Source organism: Yinghuangia sp. YIM S10712 (assembly GCF_051388935.1).
GTDB lineage: Bacteria > Actinomycetota > Actinomycetes > Streptomycetales > Streptomycetaceae > Yinghuangia.
The window spans coordinates 168,891-183,663 of the sequence record NZ_JBPKBI010000012.1; the positions used below are offsets into that span (position 1 = coordinate 168,891).

Annotated in this window: 13 protein-coding genes; 9 read left to right on the plus strand and 4 right to left on the minus strand. The window is 69.6% G+C overall.

Annotation, left to right across the window (positions count from 1 at the left end):
- The 3 genes from ACRX5W_RS23055 to ACRX5W_RS23065 form a co-directional block, all read left to right on the plus strand.
- A partial coding sequence (locus ACRX5W_RS23055; protein ID WP_436790164.1) for an acyl-CoA dehydrogenase family protein occupies positions 1-998 on the plus strand: 998 nt, incomplete at its 5' end.
- Between the two features lie 26 nt (positions 999-1,024).
- On the plus strand, positions 1,025-2,278 hold the full coding sequence (locus tag ACRX5W_RS23060; protein WP_436790165.1) for an acyl-CoA dehydrogenase family protein: 1,254 nt from the start codon (positions 1,025-1,027) through the stop codon (positions 2,276-2,278).
- Positions 2,279-2,485: 207 nt separating this feature from the next.
- Positions 2,486-3,106 carry a TetR/AcrR family transcriptional regulator gene (locus ACRX5W_RS23065; protein WP_436790166.1) on the plus strand — a complete coding sequence of 207 codons (621 nt, stop codon included), beginning with the start codon at positions 2,486-2,488 and terminating at the stop codon, positions 3,104-3,106.
- 208 nt (positions 3,107-3,314) lie between these two features.
- Here ACRX5W_RS23065 and ACRX5W_RS23070 read toward each other — a convergent pair whose 3' ends face one another.
- Together ACRX5W_RS23070 and ACRX5W_RS23075 are read right to left on the minus strand one after the other, a co-directional pair.
- The gene (locus ACRX5W_RS23070) at positions 3,315-4,718 is read right to left on the minus strand and encodes an ABC transporter substrate-binding protein (protein WP_436790167.1); all 1,404 of its coding nucleotides are present in this window, start codon (positions 4,716-4,718) and stop codon (positions 3,315-3,317) included.
- Between the two features lie 422 nt (positions 4,719-5,140).
- Positions 5,141-5,287: a hypothetical protein gene (locus ACRX5W_RS23075; RefSeq protein ID WP_436790168.1), complete on the minus strand. Its 147-nt coding sequence runs from the start codon at positions 5,285-5,287 to the stop codon at positions 5,141-5,143.
- A 151-nt stretch (positions 5,288-5,438) separates the two neighbouring features.
- Between ACRX5W_RS23075 and ACRX5W_RS23080 the strand changes: the two genes are divergently transcribed.
- Together ACRX5W_RS23080 and ACRX5W_RS23085 are read left to right on the plus strand one after the other, a co-directional pair.
- Positions 5,439-6,650, plus strand: a complete 1,212-nt coding sequence (locus tag ACRX5W_RS23080) for an acetyl-CoA C-acetyltransferase (RefSeq protein WP_436790169.1) — start codon at positions 5,439-5,441, stop codon at positions 6,648-6,650.
- A gap of 78 nt (positions 6,651-6,728) precedes the next feature.
- Complete coding sequence (locus tag ACRX5W_RS23085) at positions 6,729-7,889, plus strand: acyl-CoA dehydrogenase family protein (protein ID WP_436790210.1); 1,161 nt, start codon at positions 6,729-6,731, stop codon at positions 7,887-7,889.
- 14 nt (positions 7,890-7,903) lie between these two features.
- Here the strand turns inward: ACRX5W_RS23085 and ACRX5W_RS23090 are convergent, their stop codons facing one another.
- Positions 7,904-8,512 carry a TetR/AcrR family transcriptional regulator gene (locus ACRX5W_RS23090; protein WP_436790170.1) on the minus strand — a complete coding sequence of 203 codons (609 nt, stop codon included), beginning with the start codon at positions 8,510-8,512 and terminating at the stop codon, positions 7,904-7,906.
- Positions 8,513-8,575: 63 nt separating this feature from the next.
- Between ACRX5W_RS23090 and ACRX5W_RS23095 the strand changes: the two genes are divergently transcribed.
- The 3 genes from ACRX5W_RS23095 (at position 8,576) to ACRX5W_RS23105 (ending at position 12,160) form a co-directional block, all read left to right on the plus strand.
- Complete coding sequence (locus ACRX5W_RS23095) at positions 8,576-9,403, plus strand: SDR family oxidoreductase (protein WP_436790171.1); 828 nt, start codon at positions 8,576-8,578, stop codon at positions 9,401-9,403.
- A 106-nt stretch (positions 9,404-9,509) separates the two neighbouring features.
- Positions 9,510-10,415: an alpha/beta hydrolase gene (locus tag ACRX5W_RS23100; RefSeq protein ID WP_436790172.1), complete on the plus strand. Its 906-nt coding sequence runs from the start codon at positions 9,510-9,512 to the stop codon at positions 10,413-10,415.
- A gap of 218 nt (positions 10,416-10,633) precedes the next feature.
- Positions 10,634-12,160, plus strand: a complete 1,527-nt coding sequence (locus ACRX5W_RS23105) for a class I adenylate-forming enzyme family protein (RefSeq protein WP_436790173.1) — start codon at positions 10,634-10,636, stop codon at positions 12,158-12,160.
- A 476-nt stretch (positions 12,161-12,636) separates the two neighbouring features.
- On the opposite strand, the gene ACRX5W_RS23110 is transcribed toward ACRX5W_RS23105, so the two are convergent.
- On the minus strand, positions 12,637-13,587 hold the full coding sequence (locus ACRX5W_RS23110) for a LysR family transcriptional regulator (RefSeq protein ID WP_436790174.1): 951 nt from the start codon (positions 13,585-13,587) through the stop codon (positions 12,637-12,639).
- Positions 13,588-13,746: 159 nt separating this feature from the next.
- Here ACRX5W_RS23110 and ACRX5W_RS23115 point away from each other — a divergent pair, with 159 nt between their 5' ends.
- Complete coding sequence (locus ACRX5W_RS23115; protein ID WP_436790175.1) at positions 13,747-14,619, plus strand: SDR family NAD(P)-dependent oxidoreductase; 873 nt, start codon at positions 13,747-13,749, stop codon at positions 14,617-14,619.
- Positions 14,620-14,773 lie beyond the last annotated feature (154 nt).

The following is a 14,773-nucleotide window of genomic DNA, read 5'->3' on the forward strand; positions in this document are numbered from 1 at the left end:
GGCGCGCCGCCGAGCTGGGGTGGACGTCGCTGCTGGTCCCCGAAGAGCTCGGCGGCGGCAGCATCTCCGGTCACGGCGTACGCGACCTCGCGCTGCTGGCCGAGCAGTTGGGCGCGGGCATCGCCCCCGGCGCGCTGCTGCCGACCAACACGGTACTCGCCGGCCTGGTGGCGGCACACGGAACCGGCCCGGACCACTCCGACATCATCGGTGAGTTGGCTTCCGGCGAGAAAGTCGCGACCTGGGCGGTCTACGAACCCGGCGGCCAGTGGGCTCCCCTGCGGCCGGGGCTGACCGCGACACCCACCGGCGACGGCGGCTTCCGCCTGGACGGCACCAAGGACCGCGTCGAGGCGGCCCCGCAGGCCGACGTGCTGCTGGTGACGGCGGCGACACCGGACGGCACCGCGCAGTTCCTCGTCCCGGCCGGAGCCGAGGGTGTCTCGGTGACCCCGCAGTGGGGCCTCGACATCGCCCGGTGGTTCGGCACCGTGCAGTTCGACGGCGTGCACGTGGCCGCCGATGCAGTCGTCGGCGCGGCGGGCGACGAGGCGGCCATGGAACGGCAGTTCCAGATAGCGCTGCTCATCCAGTGCGCGGAGGTCTGCGGCGGCCTGACGAAGGTCTTCGACATGACGGTCCAATGGGCGTTCGACCGCTACTCCTTCGGTCGGCCGATCGCCTCGTACCAGGCGCTGAAACACCGCTTCGCCGACATGCGCACCTGGCTGGAGGCCTGCCACGCCACCACCGGTGCCGCCGCGGCCGCGGTCCAGGAGAACGCGGAGAACGCCGCGCAACTGGTCAGCGTCGCCAAGAGCTTCGTCGGCGAGCGGTCGCTGTGGATCCTCCAGGACTGCGTCCAGATCCACGGCGGCATCGGGGTGACCTGGGAACACGACCTGCACCTGTTCCTGCGCCGCGCCACGTTGGACCAGTCCCTGTACGGCACCCCCGACGACCACCGGCGGCGCCTCGCCGACCTCGCCGGGCTCTGACCGCTGTTCCGAGAGGCTCCACACCGATGACCGCAAACGCCCCCGAAACCGCCGAGTCCGTCGAAGAGTTCCGCGCCCGGGCGCGATCCTGGCTCGCCGCCAACCTGCCGCGCCTGGATCCCGACGCCGTACCGCCGCTGCCCGGCGACGACGACCACCTGTGGCTGCGCGCCCGCGAACTCCAACAGAAGCTCCACGCGGGCGGGTTCGCCGGCATCTGCTTCCCGAGGGAATACGGCGGCCTCGGTCTCCCCCGCGCCTACCAGGACGCGTTCACCGAGGAGTCGATGGGCTACGAAATGCCGATCATCCTCAACATCCCGACATTCAGCATCTGCTGCGCGACGCTGCTGGACGTCGGCACCGAGGAGCAGAAGCGCCAACACATCGGCGCGGCGATCCGCGGCGAAGAGATCCTGGTGCAGTTCCTGTCCGAACCCAGCGGCGGTTCCGACCTCGCGGGGCTGATCACGCGCGCCGACCGCGACGGCGACGGCTGGGTCATCAACGGCTCCAAGACGTGGAGCACTTCGGCGTACGCGGCCGACTACGGGCTGTGCCTCGCCCGCACCGACAGCGACAAGCCCAAGCACGAGGGCCTGACCATGTTCCTTGTGCCGACCAACGCCCCGGGCCTGACGATCAACCGCATCCGCATGGTCGACGGCTCCACCGAATTCTGCGAGGAGTTCTTCGACAACGTCCGCGTCGACGCGTCCGCGGTCGTGGGCGAGGTCGACGGCGGCTGGGCCGTCGCGTCCCAACAGTTGTTCCACGAGCGCAACGCGGTCGGCGGGGGCTCACCGTACGTCAGCGGACGCGGCGCGACCCCGACCCGGCCGAAATCCGACCCCTTCGCCGTCGCTCTGGCGACCGGGCGGACAGCGGATCCCGAGGTCCGGACCATGCTCGGCGAGATGCTGACGCTGTCCGCGGTGCGTTCGCAGCTGCGCGCGCGCGTGTCCGCCGGCATCGCGAAGGGCCACCTCGGGCCGCCCGCCGCCTCGATGCTGCGCCTCTTCCACGCCGAACACTCGATGACCGAGGACGACCACGCGCTGCGCATCGCCGGCGCCACCGGGGGCTTCGGGACCGGGCCGGAGCCGGGCTACACCGGGCTGGCCGGCGTCTCCTTCCTCGGCCGCCAGGGCGCCGGGCTCGGCGGCGGCAGCACGGAGATGTCCCGCAACATCATCAGCGAGCGCATGCTCGGTATGCCCCGCGAACTCGCCCCCGACCGGGGCGTGCCGTTCAACCAGATCAAGCGCGGGTCGCGGTAAGGCAGTTCGCACCCGACCCGACAGGGACACGGATCGGCATCCGGGGGGCGGTCTCGCACGGCACTCCCCGGATCCGGTCCCCGACTCCGTCCGGTGTTCGGCGGACGAACCCTGCGACCCGGCGCACCGACGAGGCAACCATCGCTCGATCAACCCGGCGAAATCACAAGCGCCAACCCCGTGGAAGGCCTGTGCGAGACTGACCGTATGTCCAGGACCCGGCGAAGCATCGCGGAGGATTCGGAGCGGCGCACCGCACTCCTCGACGCCGCTCAGGAACTCATGCTCGAAGAGGGCTACGCCGCCGTCACGACCCGTCGGCTGACCGCCAAGGTCGGTGTGAACAGCGCGCTCGTCTACTACTACTTCGACACGATGGACGGCTTGTTCATCGAGCTTTTCCGGCGCAGCGCGGACCGCACCTACGCCCGCCAGGAGGAGGCGCTTGCCTCACCGCAACCGCTGTGGGCGCTGTGGGAGCTGATCCACGATCCGGCGGGCACCGCGCTGACCATGGAGTTCGCCGCGCTCGCCAACCACCGCAAGGCGATCCGCTCCGAAATCGCCGCGTCCGCGCGGAGGTTCCGGATGCTTCAGCTTGAACGCCTGACGGCGGTCCTGGAGGGCTACGGCCTGGCCGACAAACACCTGCCTCCGATTTCCGTGATCCTCATGCTGTCCGGCCTGTCGCGGTTCCTGCTCATGGAAGAGGCGTTCGACCTCGACATCGGCCATGCCGAAACCATCGCCGTCATCGAGCGGTTCATCAGGGACTGCGAAGGAGAGCGGGTCCGCGACGACGCGACGGCCGAACCGCACAGGGTGTGACCGTCTTGGTTCCGCTTCGGGGACACGACACCGCGTGGGCCCACCCGGCCGCACCGAGGCAGGAGCCTTGGCACGGCCGGGCACACAGTCTTGTGTCGGGCAGCCGACCCGCGGCCGGGACTTGTCCGGTCGGTCGGTGTCAGGCGTCAGCTGTCATTTGTCAGTTGTCAGTTGTCCTCAGTGGCGGGTGCGCGCGGGTGCGCGCATGTCAGCGGAACTCGTCCATGCTCTTTCCGACGTCGGCGAGGGTGAACGGCCGTCCGTAGTCTCCGGTGAGCCTGGTGGCCGGTGCGTCGCAGCGGTAGACGCCGTCGGTGGGGCGGAAGTCCGCGGCACGCCACCCGTCGGGGGTGGCATGAAGCACGTTGTGGCACTTGACCGGAAGCTTCTGCGACAGGTCGGTGGGCGCCTGGAGTCCCCCGCCGGTCCAGGAGGTCTCCTTGCCCGCGGTCTCGTACACGCACCTGCGGGTGAGGTCGTTGCCGCAGGCGACAGCGGACTTGGCGAACAGCAGCCAGGCGGAGAACGCCTTCAGTGCGGGATAGGTGATGCGGGCGCCGGGGGCGTATTTGGCGTACAGGTCCTTGAGGTCCTGCACTGCGGGGCCGGGGATCTCCAGGGGATGGAAGCCGCCGATGTCGGACAGGTTGTTCTGGAACGCGAGGGTTTCCCTGCCTGCCACGTCGATGAAGTCGGGGCTGTAGGAGTTGGAGTGGGTGTCGATCCAGTCGGGCTTGTACTGCATGGTCGTCATGACCTGTTCCAGCTTGGCGAGATTGCGGAAGTCACCTAGCCAGATGAGGCCTTTGACCTTCTTGTCCTTCACGGCCTGGGCGTACGGCGTCCAGTCGCTGACCCCGGCCGCGGGGTAGAAGTCGATGTAGATCGGGGCGTCCGCGCCGACGGCTCGCAGGGTTTCGATGGTCTTGTCGCGCATGACCCTGGTGGGCGCGGAGTCGCCGAGGATGATGCCGATCGCGCTCTTGGAGTCCGGGTTGGCCTCTTTGAGCAGCCAGTTGTAGAGGCCTTCCTTGGGCCAGTAGCCCGCGGCGACGGATTGGACCGAGACCTGGAGGTCCGAGCCCTGGTTCTCCGTCTGTGTGGTCTGACCAGGGAAGTCCGGCAGCAGGCACGACAGCCGGTCCTTGGTCCCCAAGCCGTCGTAGCCGGCTCCCCCTCCCACGAGGGCGAAGTCCTCGCGGCACGCGTCGATCACCCGCTGGCGGACCTCGTTCATCTTCACGTCGCGTGTGACGGGCTTGAGCTTGCGGCCGTTGATGCCGCCGGCGTCGTTGCACCACGAGGTGAAGACCTCGGCTGCGTCGGGGAATTCCGGGTTCTTGCTGAATCCGATGTCGGACATGACACCGACCTGGATATCGTCTTCGGTCACGCCTTGGGCGGGGCTCCCCGTCGGGGTGCCGGGACGGCAGACCTGTGTGAGGTCGCCGAAGTCGGCGGACATCGGGGGGCCGGACGCGGGTTGTCCGGCTTCCGCCTCACCGCCGCCGTCGCCACTGCGACCGCAACCGGCCGCGAGCAACCCGGCGACAATCGTCGCGGCGGCTATGGCGCGGGTTCTGCCGCGTCTGCGGAATCTGGTGCTTCTCACAGTCGTTCGTCCTCCTGAGTCAGGCACGGACGGCCGTTTGCGCGCGGCCGCCTCCCCGCTCCGGACCCGGCATCGCAACCCGGGTCCGACGCGGGCTCGGGATCACACGACGGAATCACTTGTTCCGTTTTGTACGTTTGCGCGTTTTCCGGCACGCACATTGAGCGACTGCATGCGCACTTCCGGCCGGGACCGACAGGCGCACGGGGTAATCCGTTCCCAGGTGTCCGATGCCAACAACCCGTTACGGGAACGCTGTTCTCACTTTCGGGCAGCGCGCATCCGGAGCGGCCCGCTGGTGTTCATCGGTCGACCAATGATGATTAATCACATGATTAACACATGGCGGTGGCCCGTTCAAGGGGGCAGCCACTGCGTCCCGAAAACGGCGATGCGCACCCGACCGTCACCAACTCGGTTTTTCAGACGGGCATTTGCAGGTCGGCGCGACTACTCGGCGGCGACTCCCGCGGTGCCTGCCGGTCAGCCCGTTCGGCCGTCCCGTACAGCACCCGCTCGGCGGCGTCGAACAATTGGCGGCGCACGTCGCGGAAAGACGCTGCTCCCATGCCCATTCCAAGCCCAGGTCGCAGCCGAATTGTGGGGCGGCACAAGGCATGGCCGGGAACGCGCGCGCACGCTCGACACGTATGTCGGTGTCGGATAGCGTCCCGCCCGTCCGGACGCAGGCGTGTGAGGTCGGCCAAGAGCGAGGCGGGAATGCGAACTGCTGTCATCTGTGAGCCCGTACGCACTCCCGTCGGCGGTTTCGGCGGCACCTTGAAGGCGCTGACCGCGCACCAACTGGGAGCGGCGGTGCTGCGGGGGCTGCTGGACCGGACCGGCCTCCGGGGCGGCGACATCGACGACGTGCTCTTCGGCTCGTGCTACCCCACGATGGAGGCCCCGGCGCTGGGCCGGGTGGTGGCTCTGGACGCGGGCCTCGGTGTCGAGGTCCCGGGCCTCCAGGTGGACCGGCGCTGCGGCTCGGGCGTGCAGACCGTCGCGATGGCCGCGATGCAGGTACAGACGGGTGCCGCGGACGTGGTGGTCGCCGGCGGCGCGGAGAGCATGAGCAACGCGGCCTTCTACTCCACCGAAATGCGGTGGGGCGCGGGGGGCGGCGCGGTCACCTTGCACGACGCCCTCGCGCGGGGGCGCACCACGGCAGGCGGCCGTGACTTCCCGGTGCCGGGCGGCATGATCGAGACGGCCGAGAACCTGCGCAGGGACTACGCGATCTCCCGGACCGAGCAGGACGAACTCGCGCTGCGCTCGCACCGGCGGGCCGTCGCGGCTCAGCAGGCGGGACTCTTCGCCGACGAGATCGTGCCGGTCACGGTCCCGGCGCGTGGCGGGGAGGTCGTCGTGGATACCGACGAACACCCGCGCGCGGACACGGACTTGGCGAGACTTGCGAGACTGCGGCCGCTGATGGCGGCGTCCGACCCGGACGCGACCGTGACGGCGGGGAACGCGAGCGGCCAGAACGACGGCGCTTCCGCGTGCGTGGTGACGCACCCCGAGGCGGCGCAACGTCTGGGGCTGCGACCCCTGGCCCGGCTGGTCAGCTGGGCGGTGGCCGGCGTCGGTCCGGACCGGATGGGCATAGGCCCGGTCCCGGCATCGGCGAAGGCGCTGTCACGGGCCGGCCTGAAGCTGTCGGACATGGACCTGATCGAACTCAACGAGGCTTTCGCCGCGCAGGTCATCGCGTGTACGCGGGAGTGGGGACTCGGCGAGGCCGACATGGAGCGGTTCAACGTCAACGGGTCCGGGATCTCGCTCGGCCACCCGGTCGCGGCGACAGGCGGCCGCATCCTCGCCACGATGCTGCGCGAAATGCACCGGCGCGACGCCCGTTACGGGCTGGAGACGCTGTGCATCGGCGGCGGGCAGGGCATCGCGGCCGTGTTCGAGCGTGTGGACTGACCGCGCCCGAACACGGCGGACCGGAACCGACCACGACCGGGGCGCAGGCTCGCGGATCGACGAAGAAGGCTGGTGACGATGGAGGCAAGCGACCTCTCCGAGGTGCTGGCGAGTGTCCGCCGCTTCGTCCGGGACCGGGTGGTGCCGGCCGAGACGGAGATCGAGGAGACGGACGCCATCCCGGACGGGCTCCGGGCCCAGGCCGCCGACATGGGGCTCTTCGGCTTCGCGATACCCGAGATGTACGGCGGCCTGGGCCTGACGATGAGTCAGGAAGTCCGTCTTGTTTTCGAACTCGGCTATACGACACCGGCGTTCCGCTCGATGTTCGGTACCAACAACGGCATCGCCGGTCACGTTCTGCTGGAGGGCGCCGACGACGCGCAGAAGAAGGCGTACCTCCCGAAGTTGGCTTCCGGGGAGTGGACCGCGTCCTTCGCCCTCACCGAGGAGGGGGCCGGCTCCGACCCGGCGGGGCTGGCGACGTCGGCGCGCCGGGACGGCGACCACTGGGTGATCAACGGGGCCAAGCGCTTCATCACCAACGCGCCCGTCGCCGATGTGTTCATGGTGTTCGCGCGGACCGACGCGTCGGCGCAAGGCGGCGCGGGCATCAGTGCGTTCATGGTCGAGCGCGACGCCGCCGGGCTGCGGGTCGGGCCGAAGGACGCCAAGATGGGCCAGGCCGGGGCGTGGACCGCCGACGTCTATCTCGACGACGTACGCGTGGGTCCGGGAGCGCTGATCGGCGGGGAAGCGGGGCTGGGCCGCGGTTATGCGACCGCCATGCGCTGCCTGGCACACGGGCGCATCCACATCGCGGCACTGTGCGTCGGCTTGTCGGAACGCCTGGTGGACGAATCGGTCGCGTACGCGGCCACTCGGGTCCAGGGTGGCGGCCCGATCGGCGAACACCAGTTGGTGCAGGGGCTGTTGGCGGACTCCGCGACCGACCTGTACGCGGCGCGGGCGCTGGTCAAGGAGACCGCGGCCGCGTTCGACGACGGCAGCGACACGCGCATCGGTCCTTCGTGCGCCAAGTACTTCGCTTCCGAGGCGGTCGGCCGCATCGCGGACCGGGCCGTGCAGATCCACGGCGGCGCGGGTTACATGCGCGGGGTGCCCGTCGAGCGCTTCTACCGGGACGCGAGGCTGTTCCGCATCTACGAAGGCACCAGCCAGATCCAGCAGTTGGTGATCGCCCGGCAACTTGTGCGCGGTGCGTCGAGCGGGAGTTGACCCGCGACGGGGTCTCAGGTCTTGGTGCCCGCCGGGCGCCTCAGGCCGAGGAACAGCAGGTCGCACAGGCCGTCCGCCTCCTCCGGCCGCACGGCCTCCGGGCTGTGCGCGAGCGCCCGGTAGAGCAGGGTGCCCACGACAGCGTCGGCGGCGGCTTCGAGGTCGGCGTCCGGGCGCAGTTGGCCCTCGCGCACGCCGGCCGCCAAACGTGCGACCAGGTGCTCCCGGGCGGGGCCGGTGAGCCGACGGTAGAGCCGCAGCGCGTCGCTCTCGCGGTCCGCAGCAGCAGCCGCGAGGCCGCGGATCAGCGCGGTGTTGGCCGGGTCGTCGAGTTGCCCGAAAATCGCGCGCACCCATGCGCGCAGATCGGCCTCGACGTCTCCGGTGTCGCCGGGGGCGCCGCCCTCGGCGACCAGGTATCCGGCCAGGACGGCTTCGGCGACGACGGCCGCCTTGGAGGGCCACCACCGGTAGACGGTCTGCTTGCCCACTCCGGCCCGCGCGGCGATCGCGTCCATCGTCATCCGCTCGTAGCCGCCGGACGTCAGCAGGTCGCGGGCGGACTCCAGGATGGCCTGGTGCGCTTGGTCGCTGCGCGGCCGTCCGCGCTGTTTGCCTGACATGCGCATGAGCGTAGACGTCCGCCGCCATTTACAAAACGAATCGTCTCGAAATATGGTGCGGCCATGGACAGGGACGTCACAGTCATCATCGGCATCGGCGGTATGGGCCAGGCGATCGCTCGCCGAACCGGCAGCGGTCGCAAGCTGCTTCTCGCCGACTTCAACGAGGACGCACTGCACGAGGTGGCCGGCCGGCTGCGCGACGAGGGCCACGACGTCGCCGCCCGGACCGTCGACGTCGCCGACCACGACTCGGTTCGCGGCCTGGCGGACGCCGCCGCCGAGCTGGGGCCCGTCACGCGCGTCGCGCACACCGCGGGCCTGTCCCCCACACAGGCGTCCGCGGACCGGATCCTGCGTGTGGACCTGCTCGGTGTTGCCCTCGTACTTGAGGAGTTCGCGCGGGTGGTCGCGCGCGGCGGCGCCGGTGTCGTCATCGCGAGCATGGCCGGGCACATGGCAGCGGGGCTTCCGGCCGAACACGAGGCCGCGCTCGCACGGACCGCGACCGACGAACTGCTCAAACTGCCCTTCCTGGCACCGGCCGTGCTGAGCGACCCGGGGGCCGCGTACGCGCTGGCCAAGCGCGCCAATGCGCTCCGCGTGCAGGCCGCAGCCGGTGCGTGGGGCGAACGCGGCGCGCGCGTGAACTCGATCAGCCCCGGCGTCATCGCCACACCCATGGGCCATCAGGAGCTGGACGGTGAAAGCGGGCAGAGCATGCGGATGCTGGTCGACATGTCCGCCACCCGGCGCCTCGGCACCCCCGACGACATCGCCGGCGCGGCGGCCTTCCTGCTGGGCCCCGACTCGGCCTTCGTCACCGGCACCGACCTGCTCGTCGACGGAGGAGCGGTCGCCGCCGTCCGCGCACTGGCCCCGGCCGGATGACCTTCGCCACCACAGCCCCGTGGCAGCCGGGCGTCGCCGATGTCCACGGGGTCTCTTTGGGCCCGGCCGAATGACCTTCGCACCACAGAGCCCGTGAGAGGGGACGATGACGAAGCCCTCCTTCCACCACGACCTGCGCCGGGCCCGGTTCATGCCCCGGACCACGCCCGTCGGCCCCAGGTCCCTCGGCCTGATCCGGAAGATGGAGGCGCGGACCAGGAATCGGCCGCCCTCGAACGGGATGATCGCCCGGGTCAACGCGGACGTGACCGTGCGGGTCTTCCGGCCGGAGTCGGCCGAGTACCCGACACCGGCGATGCTGTGGATCCACGGCGGCGGCTACGTGCTCGGCAGCGCCATGCAGGACGACGCAGACTGCCGGAGTCTCGCGCAGCGGCTGGGCATCGTCGTGGCGTCCGTCGAATACCGGCTCGCCCCCGAACACCCTTTCCCCACGCCGCTGGAGGACTGCTACGCGGCGCTGCTGTGGCTGGCCGTGCAGCCGGACGTCAACCCGGAACGCATTGCGATCGGCGGCGCGAGCGCGGGCGGCGGGCTGGCGGCGGCGCTGACGCTTCTGGCGAGGGAACGCGACGCGGTGTCGCCCGTGATGCAGTTGCTGTCGTACCCGATGCTGGACGACCGGACGACGGCGCGCACCGACATCGACCAGCGGACGCTGCGCATGTGGAACCAGAACAGCAACCGCATCGGATGGCGCGCCTACCTGGGCGAAATGTCCGGCCCCAACGTCTCCCCGCTGGCCGCGCCCGCCCGGTACAAGGACCTTGCGGGACTTCCGCCCACCTGGATCGGCGTCGGGACGAACGACCTGTTCCACGACGAGAACGTGACGTACGCCCAACGCCTTCGCGAGGCCGGCGTCCCCACCACGCTGCACGTGGTCCCCGGCGCATACCACGCGTTCGACCGCCTGGAGGCCGGGGCCGCGGTCTCCCGCGCCTTCCTGAACGCCCGCACCACGGCACTGCGCGAGGCACTTGCGCGTTAGAAGCCGACACCGGCGACGCCATGGCGCAGGATGCCGTCCCGGCTCCAAGGGTCCTCTCCGACAACGCTCACCTCCGCACCTCCGCACCTCCGCACCTCCGCACCTCCGCACCTCCGCACCTCCGCACCTCCGCACCTAAGCCGCGACGCCGTCCGTACGGGCCCGGTTCGACGTCGCCTGACGACCGTGGCACGCGAGCGCCGAACCGAGGAGCACCTGTGCTGGAGATCGACACGTCCACGCGACTGTGGGACCTGGCCGAGCAGCGGGCCGCGCGCGACGGCAGCGCCGAGATGCTGGTCGACGAACGAGGACGGCGGCTGACGTTCGCCGAGTTCCGCGACCACTCCGAGCGGATGGCCGAGACGCTCTCCGCCCGGGGCGTCGGGCCGGGGACACCGGTGACCTGGCGCCTGCCGACCGTCGTGGAAGCCCTCGTCGTCACGTGCGCGCTGGCCCGGCTCGGTGCCGTACAGAACCCGGTGATGCCCATATGCGGCGAGAGGGAACTGCGTTTCATCCTCGCCCGGACGGGGGCCGAGCTGTTCATCACAGCGGAAGGGCAGCTCGGCCTCGACGAGGCGTGGCGGACCGACAGGCTCATCACGGACCGTCCCGGCCTCGACGCCCTGGTCGTCGCCGCCGAAGGCCAACCCAGGCGCCGCACCGCGCCGAACTCGGCAGGTCCGGACGACGACGTGCGCTGGATCTTCTTCACATCCGGCACCACCGCGGACCCCAAGGGTGCCCGGCACACCGACGCGTCGGTCCTGGCCGCGGCCCAAAGCATGGCGGTACGCCTCGACTGCACCAAGGCGGACCGTGTCGGCCTGGCGTTCCCCATCGCCCACATCGGCGGCTGCGGCATCTGGCTCGGCGCGGCACTGATCTGCGGCTGCACGCTGGTACTCGACGCCGCGTTCGAACCCGAGCGGACGAGTCGCTTTTTCCACGCGGAGGAAGTCACCTTGGCGGGGTCGGGGGCCGTCTTCATTCAGGCGTATCTGGAACTCCAGCGGCGACAGCCCGACACCCCGCTCTTCCCGAAGCTGCGGGCGATGACCGCGGGCGGGTCCGCGCGGCCGATCACCCTGCACGCCGACACGAAGCGCGCGTTCGGTGTGCCGGTGCTGTCGGGATACGGCATGACGGAGGCACCGGTACTGGCCATGGCCGGTCCGCACGACCCGGACGACACCCTCCACGCGACCGAGGGCCGACCCAAGCCGGACGTACACCTGCGGATCGTCGCCCCGGACGGCCGGGTCCTCGGTGCGGGCGAGGAAGGCGAAATCCGGGCCAAGGGCCCGCAGGTCATGCGCGGTTACCTGGATGCGTCCCTGACCCGCGACGTCTTCGACGAGGACGGGTACCTCCGCACCGGCGACCTGGGCATGCTCGACGAACGCGGCTACCTCACAGTCACCGGACGCCTGAAGGACATCATCATCCGCAAGGGCGAGAACATCAGCGCCCGTGCCCTCGAAGACGCCTTGGCCTCCCACCAGGCCGTCGCGGACGTCGCCGTCGTCGGCCTCCCCGACGCCGGACGCGGCGAACTCGCCTGCGCGGTGGTCGTGCCGCGCGGCAACGCACCGACCCTCGCCGATCTCACGGCGTTTCTGGCCGACCAGGGCCTCCCGCCCCGGCAGTGGCCCGAACGCCTGGAAACAGTCGACACACTCCCGCGCAACGCCACCGGAAAGGTCCTCAAGACGGAACTCCGCGAGCGCTACACTACGTAGCCGTCCGGACATGGAGTGTCTTGCCCCGCCGAGGAACAGCCGCACGGTCAGGGTGTCGTAACTCCTGCCTCCGACGTGGGTGACATCGGTCCGTCAGCCGACGGTCGCATCCCGGAGTCCCGAGTCCGGCGGTCACGGCGGGCCTGAGTCTGGACGCCGCCTTGGAGGCTGCGCTTCCCGATCCGTCGGGTCATTTGTCCGTCGCGGTACTGGATACGGCCTCCGGTCGCGTCGGCGCCGCGGACGGGGAGCGGGCGTACGTGTCGGCCAATATCGCGAAGGTCGACATCCTCGCGACACTGCTGCTTCAGGCGCAGGACGCGAACCGGGCTCTGACGGCGGCCGAGCGCGCCGAGGCCGGTGTGATGATCGAGCACAGCGACAACGCTGCGGCCGACACCTTGTGGAGGCAGGTGGGTGGGGCGTCCGCGCTGCGTGCGGTAAGGCCGCCTGCCCGCCCCGTCAGGCCCTTGCGGTCAGTTCCCCCGCCGCAGCGGCAGCGGTCGTGCGGGCCACATGCCGGATTTGATCAGGCGGATCGATTCCTCGCGCATGATCTCGCTGACCCGGGTGGCGAAGCCGCGTGGCAATTCGAGTTGCGAGGTGACGGCGATGCCAAGTTGCTGGGTGAGTTTCGGGTCGCCGAGCGGGGCGTGGTTGAGTTTTTTCTCGGAGATCTCCTCCGCGCATGCCGAGATCGGGAGGACGGCATATCCGTGGCCTGCTTCGATGAGGTCTTTCGTCACCTGGAGGGAATCGGTCGCAAATCGCGAAACCAGCTTGATCTTGATACGTAGTGCGGTGTTTTCCAGTGCATTTCTGATTCCGGTCGCAGAGGCCGGGAGAATGAGCGGGAAATCGGCGAGTTCGGCGAATCCCACCGGGCGATCGGGCCGGAGATCCGAGGTCGTCCCGCCGACGATGACAAGATCCTCCTCCAACAGGTCTCCGTGGAAGAGCCGGTCGTCGGGCACCGGATTGATCATCGCGATATCGATGGCTCCCTTGAGCATGCCCGTGACGAGGACGTCGGTATTGGCGACGCTCACGTGGAAGTCCACCCGGGGGAACGCGGCGTTCAGGCTATCCAGAAGTGGTGGAGCCAGGAGCGGTGCGGCCGTCGTCGGGAGGCCCACGTGGAGGCCGCGCTCGACGCGTGCCAGGGGCGAGCCCACGTAGCGCATGGCGAGTTCGAGTTGCCGCAGCGGCGCGGCGGTGGTCTCGCGCAGGCGTGCGCCTTCCTCGGTGAGCTCCACGCCGCGCGAGGTTCGCCGGAAGAGGGTGACGCCGAGGTCTTCCTCCAGCAGGCGGACCTGGCGGCTCAGGGCCGGCTGCGCGATCTGCAGGACGGACGCGGCGCGGTTGATCGAACCCTCTTCGGCGATGCACAGGAAGTACCTGAGACGGTGCGTGTCCACGGCGGACACCCTACCTCAGCTATACAACGACGGTATATCTGAGGAACGAAAGTTGTATTGGCATGCGCTGCGGGCGCCGCCCTAGCATCGCTGGAAACAACCGCGAGGGTGTATCCCGGCCGTTTCGGCCCGCCGCACCCGGCCACGGTCGCAGCGAAAGGAATTTTCATGGAGTCGGACGAGCAGAAATGGACCCAGCTCCTGGGTCTTGACCGGCTGCCCACGGACATCATCGACAAGCGCGTCAGCGACCTTCTCGACCTGAGTGGCAAAAAGGCGATCGTCACGGGTGCGGGCGGCGACGGGCTGGGGCAGGCGACGGCCAATCGCCTGGCCGGTTCCGGCGCCGATGTCGCGTTGATAGGCCGGACTTTCTCGAAGGTGGAGAAGCGGGCGAACGAGATCGAGAAGCGCTGGGGCGTGAAGGCCGTCCCGATTCTCGCGGATCTCTCGGACTGGGACCAGGTCCACCGGGCTGTGCGCGAAAGCAAGGAAGCGCTCGGCGGGCTGGACATCATGGTCAACAACCCCGTCATGTCCGTGGGCGGTGCGTTCGAGAACCACACCAAGGAAGACATCGACCAGACCGTTCTCGGCAGTCTGACGATGATGATGTACGGCGCCCACGCCGCGCTGGAGCACTTCCTTCCGCAGGGCTCCGGCCGGATCATCAACATCGGAGCCGTGGGCGGACGCGTCCAGCAGAAGGGCCTGACGGTCTACTGCTCGTGCAAGGCGGGGGTGATCGGCTTCACCCGCAACCTCGCCCACGAGTTCGCCTCGCGCGGCGTCAATGTCCTCGGTGTGGCGCCCGGCATCATGATCAAGCCGGACATGAAGGAGTACATCCTCAACCCGAAGGACGACCGGCAGCGCGCGGGCCGCGATGCGATCTTGAACTCGATCCAGACGCAGGTCCAACTCGGCCGGGTCTGTCTGCCCGAAGAGGTCGCCAACATGGTCGCGTACCTCGCCTCCGATGCCGCCAACTACATGTGCGGGCAGACCATCGACGTCGCCGGCGGCCAGTGGATGGGCTGACCCGAACATACGGCACACGGGCGGGACGACGACGAAGCCCTGAAGTCACGGCACGGCGGCCGACATTCGCGCACGCTGTCGCGGACGTGCGCCCGACAGCGGCGCAGTGGGCCTGTGTCGATCCAACACGCTTGTCCCGTACAAGACTTCGCGC

Bases quoted from the DNA above. Each gene is read 5' to 3' on its own strand.
- ACRX5W_RS23060 (WP_436790165.1), top strand. From the start codon at position 1,025: ATGACCGCAAACGCCCCCGAAACCGCCGAGTCCGTCGAAGAGTTCCGC.
- ACRX5W_RS23065 (WP_436790166.1), top strand. From the start codon at position 2,486: ATGTCCAGGACCCGGCGAAGCATCGCGGAGGATTCGGAGCGGCGCACC.
- ACRX5W_RS23075 (WP_436790168.1), bottom strand. From the start codon at position 5,287: ATGGGAGCAGCGTCTTTCCGCGACGTGCGCCGCCAATTGTTCGACGCC.
- ACRX5W_RS23080 (WP_436790169.1), top strand. From the start codon at position 5,439: ATGCGAACTGCTGTCATCTGTGAGCCCGTACGCACTCCCGTCGGCGGT.
- ACRX5W_RS23085 (WP_436790210.1), top strand. From the start codon at position 6,729: ATGGAGGCAAGCGACCTCTCCGAGGTGCTGGCGAGTGTCCGCCGCTTC.
- ACRX5W_RS23090 (WP_436790170.1), bottom strand. From the start codon at position 8,512: ATGTCAGGCAAACAGCGCGGACGGCCGCGCAGCGACCAAGCGCACCAG.
- ACRX5W_RS23095 (WP_436790171.1), top strand. From the start codon at position 8,576: ATGGACAGGGACGTCACAGTCATCATCGGCATCGGCGGTATGGGCCAG.
- ACRX5W_RS23100 (WP_436790172.1), top strand. From the start codon at position 9,510: ATGACGAAGCCCTCCTTCCACCACGACCTGCGCCGGGCCCGGTTCATG.
- ACRX5W_RS23115 (WP_436790175.1), top strand. From the start codon at position 13,747: ATGGAGTCGGACGAGCAGAAATGGACCCAGCTCCTGGGTCTTGACCGG.